At 71.7% G+C, this 11,994-nt stretch carries 8 protein-coding genes and 6 pseudogenes; 3 read left to right on the top strand and 11 right to left on the bottom strand.

Annotation, left to right across the window (positions count from 1 at the left end):
• Window positions 1-163: 163 nt before the first annotated feature.
• The 4 genes and pseudogenes from RH94_RS37935 to ku all read right to left on the bottom strand — a co-directional run bounded on the left by RH94_RS37935 (window position 164) and on the right by ku (window position 3,359).
• A complete protein-coding gene (locus RH94_RS37935) occupies window positions 164-676 on the bottom strand; it encodes a hypothetical protein (protein WP_073952825.1) in 513 nt (170 codons plus the stop codon).
• A 14-nt stretch (window positions 677-690) separates the two neighbouring features.
• The gene (locus RH94_RS37930) at window positions 691-1,611 is read right to left on the bottom strand and encodes an ATP-binding protein (RefSeq protein WP_073952824.1); all 921 of its coding nucleotides are present in this window, start codon (window positions 1,609-1,611) and stop codon (window positions 691-693) included.
• 354 nt (window positions 1,612-1,965) lie between these two features.
• Window positions 1,966-2,256, bottom strand: a pseudogene (locus tag RH94_RS37925) (recombinase RecB); the annotation flags it as partial.
• 179 nt (window positions 2,257-2,435) lie between these two features.
• On the bottom strand, window positions 2,436-3,359 hold the full coding sequence (gene ku, locus RH94_RS37920) for a non-homologous end joining protein Ku (protein WP_073952822.1): 924 nt from the start codon (window positions 3,357-3,359) through the stop codon (window positions 2,436-2,438).
• Between the two features lie 347 nt (window positions 3,360-3,706).
• Between ku and ruvB the strand changes: the two genes are divergently transcribed.
• Entirely contained in the window at window positions 3,707-4,789 is a 1,083-nt protein-coding gene (ruvB, locus tag RH94_RS37915) for a Holliday junction branch migration DNA helicase RuvB (RefSeq protein WP_234426351.1), read from the top strand.
• A gap of 5 nt (window positions 4,790-4,794) precedes the next feature.
• A complete protein-coding gene (gene radA / locus RH94_RS37910; protein ID WP_079189342.1) occupies window positions 4,795-6,402 on the top strand; it encodes a DNA repair protein RadA in 1,608 nt (535 codons plus the stop codon).
• 255 nt (window positions 6,403-6,657) lie between these two features.
• Here the strand turns inward: radA and RH94_RS47040 are convergent.
• The 7 genes and pseudogenes from RH94_RS47040 to RH94_RS37880 all read right to left on the bottom strand — a co-directional run.
• A pseudogene (locus RH94_RS47040) lies at window positions 6,658-6,786 on the bottom strand (transposase); the annotation flags it as partial.
• Window positions 6,787-6,871: 85 nt separating this feature from the next.
• Window positions 6,872-7,288: pseudogene (locus tag RH94_RS45975) on the bottom strand (DDE-type integrase/transposase/recombinase); the annotation flags it as partial.
• Window position 7,289: 1 nt separating this feature from the next.
• Window positions 7,290-7,559: pseudogene (locus tag RH94_RS45970) on the bottom strand (IS6 family transposase); the annotation flags it as partial.
• A gap of 128 nt (window positions 7,560-7,687) precedes the next feature.
• Window positions 7,688-8,626: a potassium channel family protein gene (locus RH94_RS37895; RefSeq protein ID WP_158073137.1), complete on the bottom strand. Its 939-nt coding sequence runs from the start codon at window positions 8,624-8,626 to the stop codon at window positions 7,688-7,690.
• A gap of 191 nt (window positions 8,627-8,817) precedes the next feature.
• Window positions 8,818-9,119, bottom strand: a pseudogene (locus RH94_RS37890) (transposase); the annotation flags it as partial.
• Window positions 9,120-9,420: 301 nt separating this feature from the next.
• Window positions 9,421-10,419, bottom strand: a complete 999-nt coding sequence (gene gap, locus RH94_RS37885) for a type I glyceraldehyde-3-phosphate dehydrogenase (RefSeq protein WP_073952818.1) — start codon at window positions 10,417-10,419, stop codon at window positions 9,421-9,423.
• A gap of 107 nt (window positions 10,420-10,526) precedes the next feature.
• Window positions 10,527-11,483: a GlxA family transcriptional regulator gene (locus tag RH94_RS37880; protein WP_073952817.1), complete on the bottom strand. Its 957-nt coding sequence runs from the start codon at window positions 11,481-11,483 to the stop codon at window positions 10,527-10,529.
• A 211-nt stretch (window positions 11,484-11,694) separates the two neighbouring features.
• Here RH94_RS37880 and RH94_RS46940 point away from each other — a divergent pair.
• A pseudogene (locus RH94_RS46940) lies at window positions 11,695-11,994 on the top strand (phosphorothioated DNA-binding restriction endonuclease); the annotation flags it as partial.

Here is an 11,994-nt window from a genome sequence, read left to right as displayed (position 1 = left end):
CCTTCCAGCCAGGACGCGGCGGGTGTCGCGGCGAGCCGTCGCACCGTAGCCCTCGCGATACCCGTACAGGGCGGCGCCGCGGGTGCGGCAACCTGTCCGTGGGGGTTCAGCCACCGCGGCCCAGGTGGCCGACCTGGACGATCCAGTGGTGAGAGGGCGGTGGTCATGTCGCACCGCCGTCGAGGGCGAGCAGTTGGCGCAGGTCGAGCTCGCCGGTGCGCCAGGCGCGGGTGACCTTCTCCGGCCCGCCGGGCACGGGGCGGAGGCTGAACGACCGCGGCGGGGGCGCCGGTGCCGCGGCCAGTCCCGGGATCACCTCGCCGGTGTGCGGGTCGGTGACCGGGTCGAGGCAGGCGAGCCGGGTGAAAAATTCCCGCTGCCAGCAGGGGCGCACCCGGGTGAGCGTCTCCACCTCGCTGGGGTGGTTTTCGGCCACCCAGGTGAGGAAGGCGTGCTCGTCGGCGATCACGACCGTCGGCCGGGGGTCGATGAGCGTGATGGTGGCGATGGGCGTGTGGTCCGGCAGGGTCGCCCGGATCGACTTCAGGTCGAGCTCGGCACGGGCCGCGCGCAGCCCGTCGAGCACCGTGCGGCGGGCGGCCTCGTACTCGGCGTCCACCGCGTCGCGCAGCACCCGGAGCACGGCGACCCGGGCGGCTTGGTCCTTGAGGCTCATGCGGCCTGGCCCTCCTACCCGGTCCCGGTCCTCGACTCGGCGTCTTGGCCGACCCGGTTCTTCGCCGCCTCGGTGCCGTGGCGCACGATCAGCTCGCCGAGCGTGCGGGTCTCCTCGCCGTCCAGGACGGCGGCGCCGAGCAGGTTGTGCCGGCGGGCCTCCTCGTAGAGGGCGCGCAGGTCTTCATAGGTGGCGTCCGGCGCGGTGGCCGCCGTGATGTAGTCCGGCACGGACTTGGCGGGCTTGCCGGCCTCGAGCCAGCCGAGGACGGCCTCGGCGAACTCCGCGCCGGGCTTGTGGAGCACCGTCCCGGACAGCGGCTTGGCCCGGGATTTGGAGATCACCAGGGTGTTCTCGTGGTCGAGGTCGCCGACGATGTCGAATTCGTACTCGATGCCCTCGCGCTGCTCGGGCTTGAGCCCGACCTTGCGCGGCACCTTGCGCCCGCGCTCGTCGGCCTCGACGACGTACTCGGTCTTGGTGCGCATGGTGACGATGAGGTGACCGGGATAGGCGAGCAGGGCGTCGAGCATCGCCCGTTCCAAGGGTCGGGCCTCCTTCCAGCCGGCGAAGCTGCCTCCCGCCCCGACGCGCCTGGCCGCGTTGTCGACCTGCTCCAACATCCCGCCGGCGCCGGACCAGAAATGACTCAGGGAGTCGACGATCATGACGTCGTAGCCGCCGTGAGCGGCCACCGCGAGCGCCTCGACGAGCGCGGTGGGCTCGAACGTGGTGAGCGGGAGGGTGTCGAAGGTGAACTCGTCGGCATACTTGGCGGCGCTGCCGTGCTCGGTGTCGACCAGGGCGATCCGGTCGCCGAGCCCGGTGCCGGTGACCAGGGCGGTGTAGGTCTTGCCCGATCCGGTGGGCCCGGTGAGCGCGATGCGGGCCTTGGCCTGTTCCTTGGTGGCGGGGATGAAGGCGAGGTGGTTCACGCCGTGCTCCTCTGACGTCTCCGACGGTGGTTCGGGGTGGGCCTGGGGAGGGACGGAAGACGGTCCTCACCCGGCAGGACGGGCACCCGCACGGCCGTCGGCTTGTTCGAATACCAGTTCGAAGATTGTCCGGAACTTCACGCTACGCGCGCATAGAGAAGATATTCAACACTTCTCTCCAGAAATCTTGCCGAGAGCCCCAATTGTCAGTGCCAGGGCCTAAAATGAGCTTGCCTGTGCCCATGTCGCGGCCGGACACGTCCGGCTCCTGCGTTTCGGGAGGGCTGCCGGGCCGGCCCCACCGCGAGGCACGGTGCCTTTCCGGGCGAGCCGCCGCGGGTGAGCGGTCCGGCCTCAGCGGGCGCCGGCGGCCGGGCGCTCGTCGTGCTCCGCGGCCGGGCCGGTGGCCGCGGCCAGAGGGCAGGGCGGCGGGATGCCGCCCCAGGCCGGGCACAACGCCCGACGGGGACACCAGTCGCACAACCGGCCCGGCCGCGGCCGCCAGTCGCCCGTCGCCGCGCCCCGCCGGATCGCCTCCCACAGAGCGAGCAGCTTGCGCCCCACGGCCCGCAGATCACCCTCCGCCGGCGCGTAGCCCAGCACGCCCCCGCCGCCGAGACAGACCAACTGCAGCCGGCACGGCACCGCAGTACCGGCATCGTCCGGTTCCTTGCGCCCTGGAGGAAGTGCACCAGACCCCGCACGGCCGTGAGGTCCACGCGGGGCTGCGCGTCGCTGATGTCACGGACCTGCACCCGGCACGGTGACCGCTCCCGTACCGGCGGCGGTGCCGTCCGGGAACGGTGCCCATCCGGATGGAGCGGTCAGGACGCCCGGCGGGGCGTTGTCTTCTTCGCGGCGGTGTTCTTGGCGGTGGTCTTTTGGGCCGCGGCGGCGCCGGTTGCCGGTTTCTTCTTCACGGTGGCCCGCTTCGCGGCCGAGGCGGTCTCCCCGGCCGCAGTCTTCCTGGCCGGTGCGGCATCGGCGCGGCCACTCCTCGCCACTTCCAAACTGCTTCGCAACAGGGCCATGAGGTCGGTGTCGTCGGCGTGATGCGGGGGCGCCACCTCCTCCAAGCGGTCGGCGACGACCTGCCGCAGAGCCTGCTGGTAGTCGTCGTGGAGCTCTTCCAGGACGAAGCCCTCGGAGAGGATGTCCATGAGGTGCATGGCCATCTTCAGCTCCTGCGGCCTCACGGCGATGTCGCTCTCGGGGGCGATGCCGGTCGGACGGCGGACCTCTTCGGGCCAGCTCATGGTCTGCAGGACAAGGAGGTCGTCGTGGGCGCGCAGCACCGCCAGGGACCCACGGGTCCCAAGGGCGACCTTGGTGACGGCGACCCGCCCGGACTCCCTCAGCGTGTCCCGGAGCAGGACGTAGAACCGGTCGGTCACCGGGTCCGCTCCTCCGACGTGGTAGGCCTGCCCGAGCACCATCGGATCGATGCTGCCGTCGTCGACAGAGGCCAACACGCTGATCCGCCCCTTGTCCGGCGGGGGAAGGGTCGCCAGCTCCTTGTCGCTCAGAACAACCCTCCGGCCGTCGGGGTGTTGATAGCACTTCGCGACTTCCTGGTACTCGATCTCCCGGTCCTCCTCCTCGCACCACAATTTGTGACGCACGCGTGAGCCGTCCTCGGCGTGGACCTGGTGCAGGACGAGACCGCTCTCCGTCTCGGTGGCCTTGTAGAGGACCACGGGGATGTCGATGATGCCGAGGGAGATGATCCCCCTCCAGACCGCCTGCATTTTTACCCCTTTTACCAAGATTTACCAGGTTACGCCGGAGAAGGTTGCGGAGGCAGTGGCGGGCCGGCCTCCAGCCCTCCCCTCGAGACGCTGCGGGCCACGGGCACGCACAGGGCACTGAAGGCGTCCTGCACGGGCAGGCGGATGGAGCCTTCCGCTCGCGGCGCCGATCATCGCCACCTGAGCAAGTTTCCGCCTAAAAGATATTGATTATCCCTTCATCTGCGCTTAGCGTGATTCTAGCCTTTTTCGAACTTGCATACGAATACGTAATGGTCGTACGACTATGAGCCAGAACGACATCGGCAGTGAGACAGCCCCTGGCCGGCCCNGAGCCGGTCCACCGGCTGGTCGGAGCCGGCGCCGACGGCGAGGACCGGACCGTCGAGGCCGCGCTGCGGCCCATGGATCTCGACGAGTTCATCGGCCAAGAACGGGTTCGCGAGCAGCTCAACCTCATGCTGCGCGCCGCCCGCGCCCGCGGCGCGACCGCCGACCACGTGCTGCTCTCCGGAGCTCCGGGCCTCGGCAAGACCACCCTCTCCATGATCATCGCTGCGGAGATGGGCGCCCCGCTCCGCATCACCTCCGGGCCCGCCATCGAGCACGCCGGAGACCTCGCCGCCGTCCTCTCCTCCCTCACCGGGGGTGAGGTTCTCTTCCTCGACGAGATCCACCGGATGTCCCGCCCCGCCGAGGAGATGCTCTACATGGCGATGGAGGACTTCCGCGTCGACGTCGTGGTCGGTACCGGCCTCGGCGCCACCGCCATCCCCCTGGAACTGCCCCCGTTCACCCTCGTCGGTGCCACCACCCGGGCCGGGCTGCTGGTGCCCCCGCTGCGCGACCGCTTCGGCTTCACCGCCCACCTGGAGTTCTACGCACCGGCCGAGCTGGAGCGTGTCATCCACCGCTCCGCCCGGCTGCTCGACGTGGCGATCGAGCCCGAGGGCGCCGCGGAGATCGCCGGCCGCTCCCGCGGCACCCCCCGCATCGCCAACCGGCTGTTGCGCCGGGTTCGGGACTACGCCCAGGTCAAGGCCGACGGCGTGGTGACCCGCGAGGTCGCCTCCGCGGCCCTGGCGGTCTACGAGATCGACGGCCGCGGCCTGGACCGGCTCGACCGGACGGTGCTGGGCGCGCTGCTGGGCCTCTTCGGCGGCGGACCGGTCGGCCTGTCCACCCTCGCGGTCGCGGTGGGAGAGGAACGGGAGACGGTGGAGGAGGTCGCCGAGCCGTTCCTGGTGCGCGAGGGGCTGCTGGCCCGCACCCCCCGGGGGCGGGTCGCCACCCCCGCCGCCTGGGCCCACCTGGGCCTCGCACCGCTGCCGCAAGGTGGATCCGGAACCGGGCAGCAGGGCCCGTTCGGCACGGGTCCCGGGGGGCCTGCCGCCTCACCGTCGCCCCGGCAGCGGCCCCCGCGGCGGTGAGAGCCATGGCCGCCCGCACCTCCCGCCCCCCTCTCGGGCACCGCCCCTCCTACCGCTGCACCGAGTGCGGCTGGACCACCGGCAAGTGGCTCGGCCGGTGCCCCGAGTGCCAGGCCTGGGGCACCATCGAGGAGCTCGGCGCACCCGCCGTCCGCACGACCGCGCCCGGCCGGGTCACCACCGCCGCCCTCCCCATCGGCCAGGTGGACGGCCGTCAGGCCACCGCGCGCAGCACGGGCGTGCCCGAGCTGGACCGCGTGCTCGGCGGCGGCCTGGTGCCCGGCGCCGTCGTGCTGCTCGCCGGCGAGCCCGGCGTGGGCAAGTCGACGCTGCTGCTCGACGTCGCGGCGAAGGCCTCCAGCACCGCCGCCCGCGCGCTGTATGTGACCGGCGAGGAGCTGGCCGGCCAGGTGCGGCTGCGCGCCGACCGGATCGGCGCGCTCTCCGACCACCTCTACCTCGCCGCGGAGACCGACCTGTCTGCCGTCCTCGGCCACCTCGACGCCGTCCGGCCCGCGCTCCTCGTCCTCGACTCGGTGCAGGCCGTGGCCTCCCCCGAAATCGACGGTGCGCCGGGCGGCACGGCCCAGGTACGCGAGGTAACGGGCGCGCTGCTCCGGGCCGCCAGGGAGCGCGGGATGTCCACCATCCTGGTCGGCCATGTCACCAAGGACGGCGCCATCGCAGGCCCCCGCCTCCTCGAGCACCTCGTGGACGTCGTGCTGCACGTCGAGGGCGACCGGCACGCCCGCCTCCGCCTCGTCCGCGGGGTGAAGAACCGGTTCGGGACGACCGACGAGGTCGGCTGCTTCGAGCTGCACGACGAGGGCATCACCGGCCTCGCCGACCCGTCCGGCCTGTTCCTGACCCGGCGCGACGAGCCGGTGCCCGGCACCTGCCTGACCGTGACCCTGGAGGGCCGCCGCCCCCTGGTGGCCGAGGTCCAGGCCCTGACCGTCGACTCGCAGCTCCCCTACCCGCGCCGCACCACCTCCGGTCTGGAGACCTCCCGCGTGGCGATGATGCTGGCCGTCCTCAAGCAGCGTGGGAAAATCTCGCAGCTGGGCAGGCGCGACGTCTACACCGCCACCGTCGGCGGGGTGAAGCTCACCGAGCCGGCCGCCGATCTCGCCGTGGCCCTCGCTCTGGCCAGCGCCGCGTGCGACACCCCACTGCCCAAGAACCTGATCGCGATCGGCGAGGTGGGCCTGGCCGGTGAGGTCCGCCGGGTCACCGGCGTGCAGCGGCGGCTGGCCGAGGCCGCTCGGCTCGGCTTCGCCCACGCCCTGGTGCCCGTCGACCCGGGCAGGATCCCGGCCGGCATGAGGGTCACCGAGGTGGCCGACGTGGGCGACGCGCTGCGCCCGCTCCCCCACCGCCTGCGCCGCGAGGTCCCGGCGGGGGATGAGCCGGCCGCCACGCGCCGGCCCGACCCCGCGCGGCGCCCGCCCACGTCAGGGGGCCGGCCGCCGAGTGCACGGGGCTCCGCCTGGCGTACACACGTGCGCCGAACGTCCATGGCCGAACGCCGCGGCGGGGCGGTGCCAACCGCCGAGACCGCCCAGGGTCCCGACACCGGCCCGGTTCCCCGGGCGGGCCGGAGGAGCGGGTGAGAGGTGTGATACGCGTCGGAGGGGCAAGCGGATTTCCGCCCCGTCCCGCGATATGAAGCTTTGATCGCCTGGGCGGTGACCACGCTCCGCTGCACCAAGGGCATCGACCACCTGCCCGTCATCCGCCACGGTCCTGCACGACGTCTGAACCACCAGCGCAACATCAGGATCACTCCGAGCGCTCGAACGTTCCTCCGCACGGGGAATGCCACCCGAACGGATCTGGCTCACATCCGGTGGTCGCTGAGCGTGACGTCAGCCGAGGAGGACGCGGCGGCGCAGGAGCGGAAAGCCTGCTCGGCCGTACATCTGGCGTTTGATCAGCTTGATCTTGTTGTTGACGCCTTCGGCACCGCCGTTGTGGTCGGGGCGGGTGAGGGCACTGTCACGTTGTTGGATCGGGTGGTGCTGACGACTCGTCGGGGTGGTGGCTCGCCCGTGCGGGTCGCCGTTGTCGGGCCGCCACGGTGGCGCCGGTGGCCTGCCTCCGGACAGTGAAGCGCTGGTTCGTCCCGGTGCGGTACTGGGCCGCGGCCAGGCGGTGGGGGCGAGGGCGGAAGTGGGGTGGGATGCCGTTGAACGCGGGCAGGAACCGCTGCGCGTGGCCGGGTGAGGTGAAGCGCTTCGTCGCGCGCTCGCGCCGGCGGGTCGTCCGGTGCGGGTTCTCGGCCCGGTTGTCGAGGTGCTTCGAGGTGCGGTGCTCCACGCCCGGCATGACCTGGCGGTGGGCTGTGCCGTGGGAGCGGAGCCTGCCGGCCACCATCACCCACGGCATGTACTCCAGGTCCTTCAGGAGCCGGCGAAGGAACCGCCGTGCCGCCTGCGTGTCGCGCCGTGGCGGGACCAGGATGTCGAACACGTTCCCGTCCTGGTCCACGGCCCGCCANCAGGTAGTGCAACCGGCCGTTGATCTTGATGAGGACCTCGTCGCGGGACCGCCTGTCCCCGGGCCCCGGCCGCCGTCGGCGCAGGAGGTCGGCGTACTGCTGCCCGAACTTGCCGCACCAGCGGCGGACCGTCTCGTAGGAGACGCTCACACCGCGCTCGAGCATCAACTCCTCGGTCTCGCGGAACGACTGCGGGAAACGGGAGTACAGCCGTACGCGGTGCGCGATCGCCTCGGCCGGATACCGGTGCCCCTTGTACGACGGCGGCACGGTCTCCGCGGTGGCCCCCTCCCCAGCACGGCCACCCTCAAGATCATCCCATGTGCCGGTCAACGCGACAGTGCCCGGCGGACCGCACGCCGGTCGGGGCGCCCACGGACCAGGCTGCCGGATCCCGCTCATTCCTCGATAGGACGCAGAGCCCCCAGGTCGCCGAAAACGATCAAGGTGTCTCCCGGGTGAAGGGCGCTGTCCGGGTCGGGGCGGGGAAGCAGCGTGCCGTCCGCGCGCCGCACCAGCAGCGGCAGCACCCCCTTGCATGCCTGCCGCAGGGGGCGGCCCAGCAGGTGGGAGTCGGCTGCGACGCGAATCTCTTCCAGCCGGCAGTCCGAGGTACCGGGCCGGCTGAACTCCAGGAAGTCGACGATGTGCGGCCGCACGGCGAGCAGTGCCATCCTCCTGCCGCTGCTGACGTACGGGGACACCACGCTACTGGCCCCGGCGCGGGCGAGCCGGTCGACGGAAGCGGGTTCGGAGGCGCGGGAGACGATGGCGATCGCCGGGTTGAGTGCGCGAGCGGTGAGGGTGATGTACACGTTCTCGGCGTCCGAGTCGACCGCACACACCAGCCCGCGGGCCCGGTCGATCCCTGCCCGCCGCAGCACCTGCTCGGAGGAGGCGTTGTCGATCAGGTAGGCGACCTTGTCGCGCTGCATCACCTCCTCCAACTCCGCTTTGCTGTCGATCACCACGAAGGGGATCCCGTCGGCTTCGAACTCGCGCGCCACGGCCTGACCCACGCGTCCGTACGCACAGATGATGAAATGATCACGGAGTGTGTCGATCCGGTGCTGCATGCGTCGCGCCCTTCCGCGCGGACCGAACCTGCCCTCCACCAGCGCGGTACCCGCCACTCCCAGAGCGGCCACGAACACCGCCACGCCGAGTACGGCCAGTGAGGCGGTGAACAGCTTGCCGCCTGTGGAGAGCCGGTCAGCTGCCGACGACCCTTCGGTGGTCAGCGTCATCATCGTCAGGTAGGCGGCAGAGGAGAGTGAGGACCCCAGCAGCATGTACCCACCGATGCCGTACCCGAGCAGCACCAAGATCGCGGACACCACCAGCAACGTCCGCCATCGAACACCGCGCGGCGACCACACACCCGCTCCCGTCATCGCCTTCCCCCAGTGTCCTGCACAGCCAGTGGCACGGTCCTCCCGAACGGCATCACGCCCTCTTCGAGAGGCGGCAGGAACCAGTGCCGCGTCAGCACCCCCTGAGCAGGCCACCGCCCGGCCTTGTCACGTTGCAGGATCTTGGAGGAGAGCCGCTTGCGCTCCCCGGTCCCGTCGTCGATGCGGCGGTCGTTCACCCGCGGGCCTTGACCTCGACGGGCCCGGCCGCGGTGACCACGCTCCGGGGCCGGTGGTGGCCGTTGCGGACCACCGGGCGCCGCCCGAACTCGTCGGTCTCGGCCGCCAACTCGGCCATGTACTGGTTGACTTCCGCTTCCAATGCGGCGGTGAGCATCCGGCGGGCGCCTTCGCGGACGATCTCGTCGATCAGGGAGCCGGACCGGGTGGAGCCCTCGTCGGTGACTACGCTGAGCACGGGCGTGCCCCTCCCGACCCGCGCTGCGACGCGGGCCTGCTCGGAGAGCATCACAGGATCAATCGGGAAGGTACGCCCTCCGCGTCCCTCCCAGGGCTGACCCACAAGTCCTGAGCATTGCTCTCGCGGGGTGACGCTCGAAGAACCCTTGACCGGCCGTGGCGCTCCCGCACCCTCCGGAGGCCGGGCGGACCCGCTTCTGTGACCGGGCGCTCTGGTTGCCCGACTGGTCAACCAGAGCGCTCGAAGGAAGTGCCGGCCGGCGCGGTCGCCGGAGGCGGGGTACCACCCCGGCGTCCGGTCAGTGGGTGGCGAGGAACTCGAGCGTGTCGATCACGCGGTTCGAGAAGCCCCACTCGTTGTCGTACCACGCGACCACCTTGACGTGGCGGCCGTCGACGCGGGTGAGGGCCGAGTCGAAGATCGATGATGCGGGATTGCCCGTGATGTCGGACGACACGAGCGGGTCCTCCGAGTACTCGAGGATGCCGGCGAGCGGTCCCTCCGCTGCGGCGCGGTACGCCGCCAGCACGTCGTCGCGCGTCACGTCGCGGGCGACGGTCGTGTTGAGTTCGACGATCGAGCCCACCGGCACCGGTACGCGGATCGAGTCGCCCGACAGCTTGCCGTCGAGGTTCGGCAGCACCAGGCCGATCGCCTTGGCGGCGCCGGTCGTGGTCGGCACGATGTTGACGCCGGCGGCCCGGGCGCGACGGGCGTCGCGGTGCGGACCGTCCTGCAGGTTCTGCTCCTGCGTGTAGGCGTGCACCGTCGTCATGAACCCGTGCTCGATACCGGCGAGTTCGTCGAGGACCGCGGCCAGCGGCGCGAGCGCGTTGGTGGTGCAGGAGGCGTTCGAGACGATCGTGTGCACGGCCGGGTCGTAGGCGTCGGTGTTGACCCCGAACGCGAGCGTGACGTCGGCGCCGTCCGACGGCGCGCTGACGAGTACCTTCTTCGCGCCCGCGTCGAGGTGGGCGCGGGCGGCCTTCGCCGAGGTGAAGCGGCCGGTGGCTTCCAGGACGATGTCGACGCCGAGTTCGGCCCACGGCAGCTGCGCCGGTTCGCGCTCGGCCATCACCGTGATCCGACGGCCGTCGACGACGAGGGCGTCCCCGTCGACGGTCACCGGGCGCCCGAGCCGGCCGGCCGTGCTGTCGTAGGCGAGCAGCCGGGCGAGAGTGGCGGGCTCCGTCAGGTCGTTGACGGCGACGATCTCGAGGGCGCTGTCGCGTTCGAGCAGTGCGCGCAGCACATTGCGTCCGATGCGGCCGAATCCGTTGATGGCGATGCGAGTCATGAGTGATGCCCCTTCTCTTCGCCACCAGGCTCGCCCGCGGCCGGCGCCGCCGACAGTGGCGGTATCGCCATGGTTCAAAAGGATCCCGCCAGGCGGTACCGGGCGGGTTACTCGCCCAGGGTGAAGGTGCGCCGGTACTCGCTCGGGGTGGTGCCGAGGATGCGCTGGAAGTGCAGCCGCAGATTCGCGCCGGTGCCGAGCCCGACGTCGGCGGCGATCTGTTCGACGCTGCGCTGCGACCGCTCCAGCAGTTCACGGGCCACGTCGATGCGGGCGCGCATCACCCACTGCATCGGCGTGTAGCCGGTCTCCTCGACGAAGCGCCGGGAGAACGTGCGCGGCGAGACCCCCGCCTGCCGCGCCAGCATGCCGAGGGTGAGGGGATCGCCGAGCCGGTGCAGCGCCCACTCGCGGGTGGCGGCGAACCGCTCGCCGAGCGGCTCGGGGACGCTGCGCGGCACGTACTGGGCCTGACCGCCGCTGCGGTAGGGGGCGGCGACCAGACGCCGGGCCGCGTGGTTGGACGCGGCCACTCCGAGGTCGCCGCGCAGGATGTGCAGGCACAGGTCGATCCCGGAGGCGGCGCCGGCCGAGGTGAGCACGCTGCCCTCGTCGACGAACAGCACGTTCTCGTCGACCTGGACGAGCGGGTGCCTGGCCACGAGTGCCCGCGTGTAGTGCCAGTGCGTCGTGGCGCGCCTGCCGTCGAGCAGGCCCGTGGCGGCGAGCGCGAAGGCGCCCGTCGAGATGGCGGCGAGCCGCGCGCCCCGGTCGTGGGCTGCGGTCAGTGCGTCGACGACGGCCTGCGGCGGGTCGTCGCGGTCCGGGAACCGGTAGCCGGGGACGAAGACGATGTCGGCCCACGCAAGGGCGTCGAGGCCGTGGTCGACGTGGTACGCGAGGCCGTCGCCGCCGGTCACGAGACCGGTTGCCGCCCCGCACACCCGCACCTCGTACGGCATGCTCGCGCGGGTCGTGAAAACCTGCGCGGGAATTCCGACATCGAGCGGCTTCGCACCCTCGAGCACGAGGACGGCGACGCGATGCAGGCGGGAGACTGACACAGGAAGAGGTTACGTGGGGCGTGACTTCGATACGCCCACTGCTCGGACCGGACAGACGACACACCGGCCGGGCTGCCTTCCACCTCGCAGTCCACCGCCCGTCCCACCCTTCGCCCGCCTCCAGCCGATCTGAGACCGACCCCGCGCTCGAGAGGAACCTCCGCCCTCCGCCCTCTCCGGGAGTCCATCAGCCCCGGCGGGCCAAGTCGGCCGCTCACGGGCCCGGGAACGCGCCGCGATGCCCTTTGCGCACCTCGAGCGCACCCTGTGGGAACTGCACGACAGCGCCGGCAACAAGCTCGGCCCGGACGTGCCCGAGCGTGGGGCCTACTCCGCGCGGCGGGCGCTCACGGTCGGTTGCAGCCCGGGGTGGAGAAACTGCTCGCGAACCCCGCCACGCCGGCGGCAGCCGTGCGGCTGTTGCTGGACCAGCACTTCACGCCCAGCCTGCAGGCCCCTTTGTGCGCTGCGCTCGGCCTGGAGCCGACCCTGCTCGATGGCACGGCGGGCG

The organism is Streptomyces kebangsaanensis (genome assembly GCF_001906585.1).
Taxonomy (GTDB): domain Bacteria; phylum Actinomycetota; class Actinomycetes; order Streptomycetales; family Streptomycetaceae; genus Streptomyces; species Streptomyces kebangsaanensis.
Note: the sequence above shows the minus strand (reverse complement) of the source record. Positions and strands in the feature narration are given on the sequence as shown.

Coding starts and splice junctions, on each gene's coding strand:
- gap (WP_073952818.1), bottom strand. CDS start 10,419: ATGACTCGCATCGCCATCAACGGATTCGGCCGCATCGGACGCAATGTG.
- RH94_RS37935 (WP_073952825.1), bottom strand. CDS start 676: ATGAGCCTCAAGGACCAAGCCGCCCGGGTCGCCGTGCTCCGGGTGCTG.
- radA (WP_079189342.1), top strand. CDS start 4,795: ATGGCCGCCCGCACCTCCCGCCCCCCTCTCGGGCACCGCCCCTCCTAC.
- ku (WP_073952822.1), bottom strand. CDS start 3,359: ATGCAGGCGGTCTGGAGGGGGATCATCTCCCTCGGCATCATCGACATC.